A 15,279-nucleotide genomic window follows, 5' to 3' on the forward strand; every position below is an offset into this window, starting at 1 on the left:
GAGGAGCGCCGTCCAGGGTCTGCTGGGGCTCTGGCGCCTTCGTTTCACGGTCACTCCGCCTTCCTGGCCAGATCCTGGGCGAGCGGCGTGGGCTCGCCACCGGTGTAGGTGATGTGCCACAGCGCCGACTTGGAGTCGGAGGTGAAGAAGCCGCGCCCGTAGTCGAGGACGTAGAGCGAGCCGTCCGGGGCGAACTTCCAGTCCATGAGGTTGCGGATGCCGTTGGCGCCCACCGGGATGATCTGCCTGAGGGATTCGGCGTGCACCGGCAGCCCGCCCTTGCCGACGGTCTTGGGGTCGGTCAGCACCGCGTGGCGCGGCTGGTCGCCGTCGTAGAAGTCGCCGACGAACCACTTGCCGTCCCAGTAGGCGGGCCACTTGGTGGTGGAGTCGCTGTCGGCGTCGTAGCGGTAGACCGGGCCGTTCATGGTGGCCTGCCCGCCGCCCTTGAGCCACGGCAGCAGGTAGGTGGCCTTCGACGTCTCGTAGCTGGGGATGCCGTTCGCGTCCCGCGGGTAGTCGGGGGCGCCGCCCTGGGGCGAGTACCAGATGGTGTTCGCGGTGACCGGCGGCAGGTTCACCAGGCCGTCGTTGTTGGGGGACTCGTTCTTGGGGTGGTCGCAGTCGTACCACCCCAGGGGCTTGGTGGGATCGGGCAGGTTCCGGTCCCGGTAGGGCTGTTTGTTGCCCATGCAGAACGGCCAGCCGTGGTTGCCCGCCTTGGTGATGGCGGCGAAGGTGTCGTACTTGGCCGGGCCCCAGGTGGTGCTGGGCTCGCCCGCGTCGGGGCCGACCCACCCGGCGTAGAGGATGTCGGTCTTGGGGTCCACGAAGATCCGGGCCGGGTTGCGCACCCCCATCACATAGATCTCGCCACGGGTCTTGCCGCCGCCCTCGTCGGGCTCCTCGCCGGTGAAGAGATTGCCCTCGGGGAGGGTGTAGGTGCCGTCGTCCTCGGGGTGGATCCGCAGGATCTTGCCGTTGAGGTTGTTGGTGTTGCCGGCGGTGCGGCGGGCGTCGGCGAAGGAGACGCCCTTGTAGTTCGGCTGCGGGTTGTTGCCGGAGTAGCCGTCGCTGAACTGGGAGGAGTTGTTGTCCCCGGTGGCGATGTAGAGGTTGCCCTTGGAGTCCCAGGACATCCCGCCGCCCGCGTGGCAGCAGCTGTGGATCTGGACCGGCCAGGAGAGCAGGACCTTCTCCGAGCTCAGGTCCAGCTTGTCGGTCGTCAGGTCCAGGGTGAACCGGGAGACGCGGCGCTCGGCCATCCGGGTGTCCCGGTTGATCCGGGAGTGCGGGGTGTAGTGGAGATAGACCCAGCCGTTGCTGAGGAAGTCCGGGTCCAGCTCGATGCCGAGCAGCCCCTCCTCGTTCTTGACCAGCTCCTCGCCGCCGCCCTTGTTGCCGAAGACGGTCAGGGCGCCGGCGAGGGTGACCTTTCCGGTGGCGGGGTCGTAGACGTGGATCTGGCCCTGGCCCTTGCCGATCTCCGGGTCGTTCCAGTCGGTGACCACGGGCGCGCTGTTGTCACCGCCGCCCCGGCCGATGTAGAGCACCCGGCCGTCCTTGGCCACGACGAGGCCGTGCGGCTCGCCGATCTGGTCGGACTGGCCCGGCTGATTGGGCTTGGTGACGCGCTCGGCCTCGTAGTTCGCGGAGATGGTGGCCTTGCAGTCGGCGCGGGAGAGACGGGTGGTCCACATCAGGGCGCCCCGCAGATGGGCCCGGAAGTCGGTCTCCTGGAAGCTGGAGACCGTACCGCCCATCCCGGTGTAGAAGGAGCGGCCGCCGTCGTAGTCCCGGCACCAGGAGATCGGGTGGTCCCAGCCGTTGGCACCGGCGCCCGGCTGGTAGCTGGACTCCCGGACCCGGGCCACGGTGTGCACCGTGCCGGAGGGGTTGTCCCGCCAGTTGAGCCAGGTGTCGGTGCGCTTCCACTCCACCGGCAGCTCCTTGGTGGCCGGGTGGACGCGGTCGCCGACCTCCACCACGGCCCGCTGGGCGGTGGCCGGGCTCGTGGTGGCGGGGCGGGCGCCGATGAGCCCGGTGAACCAGTCGGAGTACGGCTCGTTGCGGGCCGCGTCACGGATGCCGAGGAAGCCGCCACCCGCCTCCATGTACGCCTCGAGCCCCGCCTCCTGCTCCGGGTCGAGCACATCCCCGGCGCCGGTCAGGAAGACCACGGCGTTGTACCTGCCGAGCCGGGGCTTGGTGAAGACCGAGGCGTCGGCGGTGGCGTCGACGGTGAACCGGGTCTCCGCCGGGCCCTGGTTGCCGATCTTCTCGATGGCCTCGATGCCCGCGTTCACCGTGGCCGGCTCGTCCCCCGCCGAGCCGTGGAAGACCAGCACCCGGACGTCGGCACCGCCGGGCGGGGACGGCAGCGTGAGTGGCGCACGATCCTCGGGCCGGGCGCTGGCGGGGGTCCCGCCCAGCAGGCTCGCGGTGAGGGCGCCGAAGAGCAGTGCCGCCATCCCCGCGCGTCTCTTTCGCAGCCGACCGGCTGTCAGTCCCGTCCCTTTGGAGGGCATTTGGTACGGTATGTCCCGCATTGGTCACCCATCCCTCTCCTACCGGAAACACCGCTGAAGGAAGCTAGACGGCTTTTCGCAACCCGCCAATAGCTATGACCGCAACTCAACGAACTTTGTCCTGAGTGTGGATGAACGAGGATCCCCCGGCTACCGTGAGAAACGCCCCCGGGGCAGCTGCGCATCGTCAACGGCAGGGGAATCCACGGCGATTTGGGAGAACGATGAGCGACGCACCCGGTATCACCTCCAGACGCGGTCTCAGCAGACGGCTCTTCACCGGCGGCGCGGCCGCCGCGGCCGTCGGACCGCTGGCCCTCACCTCCCCCGCCGCGGCGAAGGCTCCGGCGGCTCCGGCGGCTCCGGCGGCTTCGGCGGCTCCCTCAGGGGGAGTCCGGACGGCGGCCGCGGGCGGGGTGGTCCGACATCTCACGCTCTACGCGGAGAAGCTGCCGGACGGCCAGATGGGCTACGGACTCGAGAAGGGCAAGGCCACCATCCCCGGTCCGCTGATCGAGCTGACCGAGGGCGACACCCTGCACATCGAGTTCGAGAACACCATGGACGTCACGGCCAGCCTCCATGTGCACGGTCTGGACTACGACGTCGCCAGCGACGGCACCCAGCTCAACCGCAGCGCCGTGGAGCCGGGCGGCACCCGCACCTACACCTGGCGCACCCACGCCCCGGGCAAGCGCGCCGACGGCACCTGGCGGCCGGGCAGCGCGGGCTACTGGCACTATCACGACCACGCGGTGGGCACCCCGCACGGCACCGGCGGCCTGCGCAAGGGGCTGTACGGCCCGGTGGTGGTGCGGCGGGCGGGCGACATCCTGCCGGAGAAGCAGTTCACGATCGTCTTCAACGACATGACGATCAACAACAGGTCGGGGCATGACGCCCCCGAGTTCCGGGCCACGGTGGGCGACCGTGTCGAGATCATCATGATCACGCACGGCGAGTACTACCACACCTTCCATATGCACGGGCACCGCTGGGCGGACAACCGCACCGGACTGCTGGCGGGCCCGGACGACATGAGCCGGATCATCGACAACAAGATCACCGGGCCTGCCGACTCCTTCGGCTTCCAGGTGATCGCCGGGGAGAACGTCGGCGCGGGCGCCTGGATGTACCACTGCCATGTCCAGAGCCACTCCGACATGGGCATGGCCGGGCTGTTCCTGGTCGCCAAGCCCGATGGCACCATCCCCGGCTACGACCCGCACCGGCTGAGCGCGCACCGCCCGGGATAGCCGCCGGAACGGGCGACGGGGCGGGCCCGGCGGCCCGCCCCGTCCCCGTTCCGTCGGGTCCGGTCACATGTTCTCAGGCGGTGTGCAGCTTCAGGCCGTACACCGACAGGATCTCGTTGACCGGCTGGTACCAGGTCTCGCCACCGCTGGTGCAGTTGCCCCAGCCGCCCGAGGTCACGCCCTGGGCCTGGTCACCGCTGATGAACGAGCCCCCGGAGTCGCCGCCTTCGGCGCACACACTGGTCTTGGTCATCTGGTAGACGGCGCCCTGGCTGTAGTTCACCGTCTCGTTCTTGGCCAGCACCGTGCCGCAGTGCCAGTGGGTGGTGGAGCCGGAGCGGCAGATGGAGGCGCCGATCGGGGCCTCGGCGGAGCCGCGGACCAGCGCGTCCGACACGGTGCCCCAGCCGAGCACCACCGGCACGGTCCACCAGCCGCTGCCGACGTTGACGTACGCGTAGTCATTGCCGGGGAAGGAGGAGCCCTGGAAGTTGCCGATGTACGAGCCGTCCCAGCCGCTGACCGAGGCCCCCTTCTGGCCGCAGTGTCCGGCCGTGACGAAGCCGCCCTGGACCGAGAAGCCTATGGAGCAGCGCACATTGCCGGTGTAGTACGGGTCGCCGCCGACCGTGCCGGCGGCGAAGGTCGTCGGCGCTTGGGCGGGGGCCTTCTCGACGGTGACCGGGACCGACGCCGAGCGCTCGGCGTCAGTCAGGAACGCGCGGACATCGGCGTCGGCTTCGTGTCCGGAGCGGACCCGGACCACGACCCCGCCCGCCCGGGGGTCGACGCTCCAGCTGCTCACCCCGGCCGGGGCGGCCTTCTTCTCGGCCTTCTCATCGATGCGAGCCTTGGCCTCGTCGAGCGCGTCGGCGCTGTGCCGCACGATCCGGGTGGTGGCGCCCGTGGCCCGTACCGACGCGGCCCGATCGGCGCTGGTGACGCCGACGACCAGCTTTCCGCTGTCCGCGTCGAACCACGAGCCGCCGTAGGAGGTGCCCGCGGCGCGCTTGGCCTTGGGCTCCAGCTTCATGGCGGCGGCCTCCTGGCTCAGCCGCGTGCGCGCCTGGTCCGCGGTGAGGCCGAGGTCCTGGCCGACCGCGCGGACAAGTGCGGCGGACGGCGCCGCCGCGGCGGCGGGCTTGGCCTCGGAGCGGTCGGCGCCGGACGCGGCGGCGGCGGTCGAGAACGCCCCGCCGGCGCCCGAGAGGGCGCCCAGAACGAGCAGTGCGGACAGTCCGGCACGGACAACGGGCTTCCGTCTCATGGAAGTTCCCCTTCTGCTGGGCAGGTGAGAGCGCTTTCACGACTCGATCGCGCAGAGCCTAGCGAGCCACGGAGAAAAGTCCAGACCATGACCGTACTCGGTCATGGTCGGCGCGGTGATCCCGTCGGCGCGGTGATCCCGTCGGCGCGGTGGCCACATCGGCTTGAGGGGGGTCGACCGCGGGCTCAGGTGGTTTCGTCCGGATTCCAGTTGAGCAGCCGCACCTGGGCGACGGTGCGGACGTGGCGGCGCATGGCCGCGGCGGCGGCCTTGGGCCGGCTCTCGGCGATGGCGTCCAGGATGCGCTGGTGCTGGGCGAGCGAGCGCCGGGGGCGGCCGGGCTGGCGCAGCGACTCCTCCCGGCTCTCGGTGATCTGGTCGGCGATCGAGCGCATGAACTCGGCGAGCAGCGGGCTGTGCGCCGCCGCGGTGACGGCGGCGTGGAAGCGGCGGTCGCCCTCGATGCCGTGGCGCCCGCACTCGATCTCGTCCTCCATCCAGTCCAGCGCCTGCCGCAGGGCCGTGAGGTCGTCGTCGGTGCGGCGCTCGGCGGCGAGTTCGGCGAGCTTGGTCTCCAACGCCTCACGGGCGTCGAGGACATCGGGCAGCCGGCGGCGGCGCTCCATCAGCCGCTCGACGGGCTCGGTGGCAAGGCTGTCGCGCAGCAGGCACATCCCGCCGCCCTGGCGCACCTCGACCAGCCCCTGCACCTCGAGGACGACGATGGCCTGTTTCACGGAGGCGCGGCTGATCCCGAGGCGCTGGGCCAGCTCGCGCTCGGTCGGCAGCCGGTCGCCCGCGCGCAGCCCGCCCTCCTCGACATAGGCCCGCAGCCGCTCCAGCACCTGCTCGTACAGGCGTTGACGGTTCATCGGGCGCAGCGCGTCCCCGGTCATGCGGACTCCCCCCATCGCGGTTCGTGATCGCCCCGATCCGCAGCGTAGCACCGGGTGGCGCGGTGGCCCTGTGGGGCGGTGGAGCATTGGTCGATTGGTCAATTGGCTAAGCCAATTCGCCACCGACGTCTTGACTGTTGAACCACCCGGCCCGCAACGTGAGTCAGCCAGCGGCCACTTGGCCCGACCCGTCCCGGTCCGCCGACCGGGCCCCAGCGACCGGGAGCCCTCGATGTCCGACGAACTGATATCGATACTCGTGCTGGTGGTGGTCTTCGTCATCGCCACCGCCCGGTCGATCAACATGGGCGCCCTGTCCTTCGCCGCCGCCTTCGGTGTGGGCGAGCTGGTCGCCGACTTCGACGCGGACCACATCTTCGCCGGGTTCCCGGGCGATCTGTTCGTGGTGCTGGTGGGGGTGACGTATCTGTTCGCCCTCGCCCGCGCCAACGGCACCACCGACTGGCTGGTGCACGCCTCGATCCGGCTGGTGCGCGGGCGGGTGGCGCTGATCCCGTGGGTGATGTTCGCGATCAGCGGGGTGCTGACCGCGATCGGGGCGGTGAGCCCGGCGGCGGTCGCGATCGTCGCCCCGCTCGCGCTCTCCTTCGCCGCGCGGTACCGCATCAGCCCGCTGCTGATGGGCGCCATGGTGGTGCACGGCGCCCAGGGCGGCGGCTTCTCCCCGATCAGCATCTACGGCTCGATCGTCAACGGCATCGTGGAGCGGGAGAAGCTCCCCGGCAACGAGGTCACGCTGTTCCTCGCGAGCCTGGTGGTCAACCTGGTCATCGCCGCCGTCGTCTTCGTCGTCTGCGGCGGGCTGAAGCTCCCCAGGAGTGCCGTCGCCGCCGAGGAGGAGGCGGGCGCGGCCGAGGCGGAGAGCCGTCTCTCCCCGGCCCGTATCGCCACGCTGGTGGCGCTGGTGGCGCTGGTGGTCGCGGTGCTCGCCTTCGATCTGGACGCCGGACTCACCTCGATCACGCTCGCCGTGGTCCTGAGCGTCTTCTGGCCGGACCACGGCAAGCGGGCCGTGAACGAGGTCACCTGGCCCACCGTGCTGCTGATCTGCGGCGTCCTCACCTACGTCGGGGTGCTGGACGAGATGGGCACCATCGACTACGCGGGCAGGGCGGTCAGCGACATCGGGGTTCCGCTGCTCGCCGCCGTGCTGCTCTGCTACATCGGCGCGATCGTCTCCGCGTTCGCGTCCTCGGTGGGCATCATGGGCGCGCTGATCCCGCTCGCCGTGCCCTTCCTCGCCCAGGGCGACATCGGCGCGGTGGGGATGATCTCGGCCCTCGCGGTGTCGGCGACCGTCGTGGACGTCAGCCCGTTCTCGACCAACGGAGCGCTGGTGCTGGCCAACGCGCCGGACGTGGACCGGGACCGGTTCTTCCGGCAGCTGATGATCTACGGCGGGATCATGGTGGTCGCGGTCCCCCCGGTCGTCTGGCTGACAATGGTGGTCCCAGGTCTGGGCTGAGGGGGTTCGGCCGAGGCCGAGGCCGGGCCGGAGTTCAGCCGGGCGACAGCGGCAGCCACTTCGACTCGCCCGGGGCCACGGTCAGCGAGCGGTCGGCGAGCCGCACCTCGATCGGGGGCTCTTCCGAGTCCGGCACACTGATCCACAACCTCCCGGCCCGCACCCGCAGGGCGACGCCCCAGTGGCCGCGATAGCGGATCGCGAACCGGTACTCCGACAGTGCGGACAGTGCGGAGAGCCCCGGCAGCTCCGACAGCTCGGGGAGCGGCACCGGGTCCAGCCACAGGGCGTCCTCGCGGGTCTCCAGCCCGGTCAGGCCGCGCTGCACCAGGTCCAGGGTGCCGCCCATGGCCCCGAGGTGGATCCCCTCGCCGGTGGTGCCGCCCTGGACGTCCGCCACATCGCCGAGCAGCGCCTCCTGGCAGTGCCGCCACGCGTCGGCCCGGCGCGCCCGCACCAGCACCCAGCCGTGCACCAGCTCGCTGAGGGTCGAGCCGTGGCTGGTCCGGGGCAGGTAGTAGGCCACGGTGGCGCGCCAGACGTCGTCGTCCAGGGCGTACCCCAGCCGCCGGAAGAGCGCCGACAGTTCGGCCGGGCCGAAGAGATAGCCGAGCATCAGCGCGTCGGCCTGCTTGGATGCCTGGTAGCGGTTGACGGAGTCGCCCTCGGACTCCAGGATCCGGTCCAGCCGGCGGATGTCGCCGTAGCGGGCGCGATAGCCGTCCCAGTCGAGTTCGGCCAGCTCCCCGTAGCCGTCGAACTGGCTGATGACGCCCCGGTGGAAGGGGACCAGCAGCCGCCGTGAGACGTCCTCCCAGCGCTCCGGTTCCGCGCGGTCCAGGCCCACCCGCTCGAACAGCTCGCGCCGGCGCGGCTCGGGCAGGGTGCGGGCCAGCTCCAGGGCCCGGTCGAGCACCCAGGCGGCGGTGACGTTGGTGTACGCGTTGTCGTCGATCCCGGCGCGGTCGACGCCCGGGTAGCCGTCGTGGTACTCGTCGGGCCCGACCACTCCGCGGATGCGGTACCGCCCGCGGTCCGGATCGAACACGGCGGTGTCCGCCCAGAAGCGGGCGATCTGGAGCAGCATCTCCGCGCCCTTGGTGTGCAGGAAGTCGGTGTCGCCACTGGCCTGGCAGTACTGCCACACGTTGTACGCCACCGCGGAGCCGACGTGCTGCTGGAGCCGGGAGCGGTCCGGCAGCCAGCGGCCGGAGCGCGGGTTCAGATGCAGCGTCTGGGTCTCCTCCCGCCCGTCGCTGCCGCTCTGCCACGGATACATCGCCCCGGCCCGCCCGGCGTCCGCGGCGGCCCGGCACGCCTGGCGCAGCCGCCGGTGGCGGTAGTGCAGCAGGGCCCGGGAGACCTCGGGGAAGTGGAGGTTCAGATACGGCAGCACGAACAGCTCGTCCCAGAAGACGTGTCCGCGGTACGCCTCGCCGTGCAGGCCCCGGGCCGGGACGCCCACGTCCAGTTCCGCAGTGTGCGGGGAGAGCGTCTGCAGGACGTGGAACAGGTGCAGCCGCAGGATGTGGCCCGCCTCGCCGGGCACCTCCAACGCGGCCTCGCGCCACAGGTGTTCCCATGCGGTGCGGTGGGAGGCGAGCAGCTTGCCGAACCCCGGCGCCCTGGCCACCCCGTCGAGCGCGGCCCGGACCGGATCGCCGGTCGCGGGGTCCTTGGAGGTGTGCACCGCCACGGTCTTCTCGATGGTGACGGGGGCGTCCGGCGCGACCGGTACGGCCAGGGTGCGCAGCGCCGCGCTCTGGGTGACCCGCTGCCCGGTGCCGGTGGGCACGCCCTGGACGGCCCGGGTGCGCGCGGCCATGGCCACCCGCACCTCGGAGGCGGTGGTGCGGCAGCTCAGCCATACGGTGTCGGGGCCGGCGGTGCCGGTGTGCCGGTCGCCGAGATGGCAGCCGGCCAGCGCGCCGTAGCGGGCCACGCCCGTGTTGGCCACGGCGCCGTCGAGCCCCGACTCCAGTTCGAGGGTGCCGGACCAGCCCTCGGCCCGGAAGGTGGTCCGCATCGCCGCCAGGTGCGGGTCCCCCATGTGGACGAGGCGCTGCTGCTCGACGTGGAGCACCCGGCCGTGCCGGTCGGTGAACCGCAGCCGCCGGAGGAGGGTGCCGTGCCGCAGGCCGAGGGTCTGCCGGTAGCCGGTCAGCTCGTCCCCGTCGGGCGAGAGCCAGCCGCCGGGGCCGGCCGGCCGGTCCGGGTCGCGGACGCGGTAGCGCAGCGGCAGCCAGTTCGGCAGGTTGACCAGGTCCTCGTTCTCGACCTGCCGTCCGCCGACCACCGAGATCAGCCGGTTGTAGCAGCCCGCCACGTAGGTGCCCGGGTAGTGGGTCTCATCGGCGGTCACCTCGGGGGCCGCCCCCCGGGTGGCGAGATAGCCGTTGCCGAGGGTGCACAGCGACTCCCGCAGCCGCTCCTCGCCGGGCTCGTAGCCCTCGTACTCCCACACCCAGTCCGACACGGCCGCTCACCGGCTCTCCTCCCTCGACACCCCCATTGTGATCCGGGCCGGAGGGCTTCACCGGTTGCGCCGCGCCCCGCGCGCGGCGGAGACGGGGGTCTGCCGGCCGTGGCACCACAGGACGGACGGGCGGCCGCGCCCGAAGATGGTTGGAGTCAGTGGGCTGACTCCTTCGGTGCGGCCGTCCGTCCGTCTTCCCCCCACCTGTGTGGAGGACCAGAGTGGACCACGGCCGCACGGGGCGGCAGGGCTGCGCGGCCCTTGATCGAGGGCCGTTGGGCCCTAGCGACCCGTCGTCATGTGCCCATCCGCCCCTCGGGCGGCGACGGGAAGGTGACGGCAGGCCCTGGCGCGGACCCGACCGGCGGCACCATCCGGGGTGAGGCGTGGTCAGCGGCCGAGCTGGGCACCGCCATTGATGTGCAGGACCTGGCCGGTGACATACGCGGCCTCCGGGGAGGCCAGATAGCGGATGGCGGCCGCGATCTCGCCGGGCGTCCCGGGCTGTCCGGTGAGCGTCTGCCCGATCTGCTGGGCGATGAACTCGGGTGTGCCGCGCTCGCCGAAGAACTCGGTGTCCTCGACATAGCCGGGGGCCACCGCGTTGGCCGTGACGCCCTCCGGGCCGAGCCGCTTGGCCAATTCGAAGGTGTAGGCGTGCAGCGCGGCCTTGGTGCCGCCGTACGATCCGGGGCCGCGCAGCGCCGCGACCGAGGACAGGTGGACGATCCGGCCGCCGGGCCGGGTGAGGTGGGGCAGCAGCGCCTCGGTGAGCAGCACGGCGGTCAGCACGTTGGCCGCGAAGTTCCGCCGGTACTGGTCGGCGATGCCCTCGAGGGTTCCGTCGTGGGTGGCCGCGACATTGCCGCCGGCGTTGGTGACGACGACGTCGACGGCGCCGTCCGCCGCGATGGTCTCGGCGGCGCGCCGGGTCTGCGCCGGGTCGCTGAGGTCCGCGTCGGCCCAGGTGACCAGGCCGGTGCCGTGGGCGGCGTTGAGCTTGTCGGCCGCCGCGCGCAGCACGTCGGCGCGGCGGCCGAGGATGACCACCCGGTCGCCGTCGGCGGCGAAGGTCTCCGCGGTCGCCAGTCCTATGCCCGTACCGCCGCCCGACACCACGATCCGTCGCCCCATCACGGGCCTCCTTATGCAGCTTGTTGAATAACAGTCACATCCGTGAACGCGTGAACGCGACGTTAGGGAGAAAGCGCATTCCCGTCAAGGTTCCGGCATCCGCCAGCCGACCCCTGTTGCCTTGCGTTCACTATTGACAGGTTCTGTTGGAGATGGCGCAATGGCGGCGCTCCACTTGTCCCAAGAGCTGTTCCAGCAAGGAGGACATGTGCGTTTTCGTTCGTCTTTCACCAGATCCATGGTCGCGACCGTGACCTTGGCGCTTGGTGCGCTCGGTCTGCTGACCGCTCCGGGTCCGGCCGCGGCCGACACCCCCTCCGACGACCCTCCGGTCATCCACGGCCTCCGCGGCGACTACTACCTCCAGTCCGCCGAGGGGGCCTTCGACTTCCATGAACTGAAGGCCACCAGCCTCGACCCCGCCCTCGACTTCGACAATCTGGAGCCGCGGCTACAGGTCACCACCGGACGGGCCGACGACGTCAGCGTCCGCTGGACCGGCCGGATCACACCGGAGCGCTCCGGCGCCCACACCTTCTCGATCACCGGCGACAACGGCTTCCGGCTGTGGATCGACGGCGAACCGGTCATCGACCACTGGGTGGACGACTGGGACAAGGAGCAGACCTCCCAGCCCGTCGAGCTCACCGCGGGCAGGGCGTACGACATCAAGGTCGAGTACTTCGAGCACTACGGCGGCTCCAACCTCCATCTGTCCTGGACCCCGCCCGGCGCCGCCAAGGCGCCCGTACCCACGTCGGCCTTCCAGGTGCCCGCGGACTTCGTCTACGACGGCCCGGTGACCAGCGCCGTCCAGTCCGACGGCCGTACCCTGCTGCTGGACTTCGCCCAGCCCCTCACCACTCCCCCGGCCGGTCTGACATCGCATCTGACCGCCGTCATCGGCGGCGCCGACTGGCCGCTCGGCCGCGCCCGGCTGGACCCGGCCGACCCGTCCCGGCTGCTGCTCACCCTGAAGGAGCCGGTGGTCGGCCAGGGCGGCGAGGCCGTGGTGCGCTACGACGGCGAGGGCGGTCTCGAGGACGCCGACGGCGCCATCGAGCCGTACGTCTCCTTCGGCGGCAACGAGTCGACGTACCAGCTGAGCACGGACTGGGCGAAGGACGTCAGCGCCGACAACGCCCATCCCGAATACCCGCGCCCGCAGCTGACCCGCGATCAGTGGCGCAACCTCAACGGCAGCTGGCAGTTCGCCGCCGCCGAAGAGGGGCAGGCACCGCCCGTCGGGAAGAGGCTCAAGGAGCGGATCCTGGTGCCGTACCCGGTGGAGTCCCAGCTCTCCGGCGTGGAGCGCCATGAGGACCGCATGTGGTACCGGCGGACCTTCACCGTTCCGGCCAACTGGAAGGTCGGCCAGGACAAGCGGTTGCGGCTGAACTTCGACGCCGTGGACTGGCAGGCCCAGGTGTACGTCAACGGCACCCAGGTGGCCGACCACCGCGGCGGTTACGACCGGTTCAGCGCCGATGTCACCGACGCCCTGCGGCCGGGCCGCACCCAGGAGCTGATCGTCGGCGTCTACGACCCGACCGACGCGGCCGACGGCGAGGACCCGCCGCTGGGCAAGCAGCGCCTCGATCCCAGCGGCATCTGGTACACCCCCTCCTCCGGGATCTGGCAGACCGTCTGGATGGAGCCGGTCGCCGCCGACCACGTGGACACCCTCAAGCTGATCCCGGACGTCCCCGGCGAGTCCCTCACCACCGAGGTCCGCGGGGTACGCGACGGCGTTCCGGTCACCGCCACCGCCTACGACGGAAAGCGCGCGGTCGGCACCGCCACCGGACGCACCGGGGCGCCGCTGACCGTCCCCGTGCCCACCCCGCACCTGTGGTCCCCCGATGATCCGCATCTGTACCGGCTGAAGGTCACCGTCGGGCGGGGCGGATCGGCGGACCGGGTGGAGAGCTACTTCGGCATGCGGAGCATCGCCGTGGGAGAGGTGGACGGGAAGCAGCGCATCCTGCTCAACGGGAAGCCCGTCTTCTCCATGGCCACCCTCGACCAGGGGTACTGGCCCGACGGACTGCACACCGCGCCGACCGACGAGGCGCTCGCCTACGACCTGAAGATGCACAAGCGCCTGGGCTTCAACTCCGTGCGCAAGCACATCAAGGTCGAACCCGACCGCTGGTACTACTGGGCCGACCGGCTGGGCCTGCTGGTGTGGCAGGACATGCCGTCCATGAACGCGGTCGCCCCCTCGGAGAAGGCGCAGGCGCAGTACGAGCACGAGATGAAGCGGATGATCGACCAGCACATCAGCAGCCCGTCGATCGTCATCTGGGTCACCTTCAACGAGGGCTGGGGCCAGTACGGCGGCTCGAAGGTGCCGGCGCTCGCGAAGAGCTGGGACCCCAGCCGGCTCGTCAACGGGGCCAGCGGCTGGAACGACACCGGAAACGGCGACATCGCCGATGTCCACGCCTATCCCGCGCCGGGCGATCCGCGCCCGGACGCGACACGGGCGGCCGTCACCGGCGAGTACGGCGGCCTGGGCCTGGCCATACCGGGCCACGCCTGGCCCGTGCGGCACACCTACGTCGGCGTGGACCGAGACCAGTTCACCGACGAGTATCTGAAGCTGCTGGACAAGGTGCGCGGGCTGATCGCGTGCAACGGCAGCAGCGGGGCCGTCTACACCCAGATCGTGGATGTGGAGGGCGAGCTCAACGGGCTGCTCAGCTATGACCGCAAGGTGATCAAAGCTGATGTGAACCGGCTGCGCACGGCGCATCAGGCGCTGATCCACGACGCGGAGGACCCGGCGTCCATGGAGTGCACCGGGTAGGCGTCAGCACGCCCGGACGGACCGGGCCCCGGGCGGGGCGCCATCGCAGGGCGCCCCGCCCGTCAGGGCCCACCGTTGTCACGCGATCACCCGGCTGTCACCTGCCGACTTTGAGCGCGAAGTGGACGAGCGGACCCGCGAGGGTGACGGTGCCCTTGCCGTAGGCGGAGTTGTACCGCCCGGTGCCGCCGACGATCCGGGTCGTGGCGGTGGCGGTCTTGTCGCCCTTGTGGGTGACCTTGTCGCTGAGCACCAGCCACCCCTTCTTCTTCAGGTGCAGCACCCGCGCGCACCGGACGACCACCGTGCTGCCGGTGACCCTGACGGTGTCGCAGCGCACGGTGCCGTCACCGGCGTACGTCTTCTTCTTCTCGGTGTACAGCTTCAGCCGGGTCTCCCAGCGGTCGCCGGGCTGGACCCGCTTGGGCTTGGTGTCGCTCACGGCGACGCCGAGCAGATTGACCTTCTCGGTGTTCCCGGCCGCGGCGGCCTGCGCGGCGGCGGCGGGAAGCAGGGCCAGGACGGTGGTCATCGCGGCGGTGGCGACGGCGCCACGGACAACGGAAGTGAGCATGGACGTCATCTCACGTCCGTGATCGCCCCCGGGCAAGGCGACCCGGCAATACGATCCGGTATTCCACCCGGCCGGAGGAACCGGGGGCCGTCCGGCTCCTCCCGCTCCTCCCGGCCCCCGGCCGTACGGAGCGGCAGGTCACCGCGCGGCCAGCGCCTCGATGGCGGCGATCGTGCGGTCCACCACCACGTCGTACAGCCTGTTCTGCGCCCCCGGCAGCCTCGGCAGCAGCGGGGCCACCGCTTCCCGCTCCTCCTGGGGGTAGCGGGCCAGCGCCTCGCTCAGGGCGTCGAGTTTGTGGGCGGAGACGGGGCCGCGGTGGGTCTCGTAGACCGCGTGGCCGATGACGGTGGAGCCGATGAGGGTCACGGCCAGCGCGAGATCGTCCTCGGCCAGCCGCAGTGGGCGCAGCAGCCGGGTGAGGGTCACCAGGGAGGAGACGCGGGCGGGCTGCTGGGTGGCGGCCATGTAGGGGAGCAGCTGGCGGTAGGGCAGCAGATAGTCGCGGCTGTCGTGCATCCAGGCGCGCAGCCGCTCCTGCCAGGTTCCACCCGGCAGGTCCTTGTGCTGGGCGTCAGCCATGACGCGGTCGGCCACGGCCTGGAGGAGGTCGTCGCGGTCGGGGAAGTAGCGGTAGAGCGCCATGGGGGCGGAGCCGACCGCCTCGGCGACCCTCTTGACGGTCAGCGCGACCTCCGGTTCGCGGACCGCGAGTTCCGCGGCGGAGCGGACGATCTGCTCACGCGACAGGCGGGGCGGGCGTCCGCGTCCCCTGCGGACGGTCTCCTCCGCGGCCTCGGCCATCCGGTGTCCTTTCGCTCGCCCCCGTCGTGCCAGGTGCCAAGGCTAC

The 15,279-nt window shown here is 71.3% G+C and carries 10 protein-coding genes; 3 read left to right on the forward strand and 7 right to left on the reverse strand.

What is annotated here, in order from left to right; all coding sequences use genetic code 11:
* Positions 1-50: 50 nt before the first annotated feature.
* Positions 51-2,471 (reverse strand): ThuA domain-containing protein, encoded by a 2,421-nt coding sequence (locus PS467_RS04905; protein ID WP_311034154.1) that lies wholly within the window; start codon positions 2,469-2,471, stop codon positions 51-53.
* 281 nt (positions 2,472-2,752) lie between these two features.
* On the opposite strand from PS467_RS04905, the gene PS467_RS04910 reads away from it, so the two are divergent.
* Positions 2,753-3,784 (forward strand): multicopper oxidase domain-containing protein, encoded by a 1,032-nt coding sequence (locus tag PS467_RS04910; RefSeq protein ID WP_311034155.1) that lies wholly within the window; start codon positions 2,753-2,755, stop codon positions 3,782-3,784.
* A 73-nt stretch (positions 3,785-3,857) separates the two neighbouring features.
* On the opposite strand, the gene PS467_RS04915 is transcribed toward PS467_RS04910, so the two are convergent.
* Complete coding sequence (locus PS467_RS04915; RefSeq protein WP_311034156.1) at positions 3,858-5,051, reverse strand: S1 family peptidase; 1,194 nt, start codon at positions 5,049-5,051, stop codon at positions 3,858-3,860.
* A 185-nt stretch (positions 5,052-5,236) separates the two neighbouring features.
* Positions 5,237-5,947 carry a FadR/GntR family transcriptional regulator gene (locus PS467_RS04920; protein WP_311034157.1) on the reverse strand — a complete coding sequence of 237 codons (711 nt, stop codon included), beginning with the start codon at positions 5,945-5,947 and terminating at the stop codon, positions 5,237-5,239.
* Positions 5,948-6,179: 232 nt separating this feature from the next.
* Here PS467_RS04920 and PS467_RS04925 point away from each other — a divergent pair, with 232 nt between their 5' ends.
* A complete protein-coding gene (locus PS467_RS04925; protein ID WP_311034158.1) occupies positions 6,180-7,433 on the forward strand; it encodes an SLC13 family permease in 1,254 nt (417 codons plus the stop codon).
* A gap of 34 nt (positions 7,434-7,467) precedes the next feature.
* On the opposite strand, the gene PS467_RS04930 is transcribed toward PS467_RS04925, so the two are convergent.
* Together PS467_RS04930 and PS467_RS04935 are read right to left on the reverse strand one after the other, a co-directional pair.
* A complete protein-coding gene (locus PS467_RS04930) occupies positions 7,468-9,909 on the reverse strand; it encodes a glycoside hydrolase family 65 protein (protein WP_311034159.1) in 2,442 nt (813 codons plus the stop codon).
* A gap of 390 nt (positions 9,910-10,299) precedes the next feature.
* Entirely contained in the window at positions 10,300-11,043 is a 744-nt protein-coding gene (locus PS467_RS04935; RefSeq protein ID WP_311034160.1) for an SDR family NAD(P)-dependent oxidoreductase, read from the reverse strand.
* A 238-nt stretch (positions 11,044-11,281) separates the two neighbouring features.
* Between PS467_RS04935 and PS467_RS04940 the strand changes: the two genes are divergently transcribed.
* Positions 11,282-13,855, forward strand: coding sequence for a PA14 domain-containing protein (locus PS467_RS04940; protein WP_311034161.1), 2,574 nt, complete (start codon positions 11,282-11,284; stop codon positions 13,853-13,855).
* 97 nt (positions 13,856-13,952) lie between these two features.
* Here PS467_RS04940 and PS467_RS04945 read toward each other — a convergent pair whose 3' ends face one another.
* Complete coding sequence (locus tag PS467_RS04945; protein WP_311034162.1) at positions 13,953-14,429, reverse strand: hypothetical protein; 477 nt, start codon at positions 14,427-14,429, stop codon at positions 13,953-13,955.
* Positions 14,430-14,567: 138 nt separating this feature from the next.
* A complete protein-coding gene (locus PS467_RS04950) occupies positions 14,568-15,233 on the reverse strand; it encodes a TetR/AcrR family transcriptional regulator (protein ID WP_311034163.1) in 666 nt (221 codons plus the stop codon).
* Positions 15,234-15,279 lie beyond the last annotated feature (46 nt).

Source organism: Streptomyces luomodiensis (assembly GCF_031679605.1).
GTDB classification, from domain to species: domain Bacteria; phylum Actinomycetota; class Actinomycetes; order Streptomycetales; family Streptomycetaceae; genus Streptomyces; species Streptomyces luomodiensis.

Coding starts and splice junctions, on each gene's coding strand:
- PS467_RS04920 (WP_311034157.1), bottom strand. CDS start 5,947: ATGACCGGGGACGCGCTGCGCCCGATGAACCGTCAACGCCTGTACGAG.
- PS467_RS04915 (WP_311034156.1), bottom strand. CDS start 5,051: ATGAGACGGAAGCCCGTTGTCCGTGCCGGACTGTCCGCACTGCTCGTT.
- PS467_RS04945 (WP_311034162.1), bottom strand. CDS start 14,429: ATGCTCACTTCCGTTGTCCGTGGCGCCGTCGCCACCGCCGCGATGACC.
- PS467_RS04935 (WP_311034160.1), bottom strand. CDS start 11,043: ATGGGGCGACGGATCGTGGTGTCGGGCGGCGGTACGGGCATAGGACTG.
- PS467_RS04910 (WP_311034155.1), top strand. CDS start 2,753: ATGAGCGACGCACCCGGTATCACCTCCAGACGCGGTCTCAGCAGACGG.
- PS467_RS04950 (WP_311034163.1), bottom strand. CDS start 15,233: ATGGCCGAGGCCGCGGAGGAGACCGTCCGCAGGGGACGCGGACGCCCG.
- PS467_RS04905 (WP_311034154.1), bottom strand. CDS start 2,471: ATGGCGGCACTGCTCTTCGGCGCCCTCACCGCGAGCCTGCTGGGCGGG.
- PS467_RS04925 (WP_311034158.1), top strand. CDS start 6,180: ATGTCCGACGAACTGATATCGATACTCGTGCTGGTGGTGGTCTTCGTC.
- PS467_RS04940 (WP_311034161.1), top strand. CDS start 11,282: ATGGTCGCGACCGTGACCTTGGCGCTTGGTGCGCTCGGTCTGCTGACC.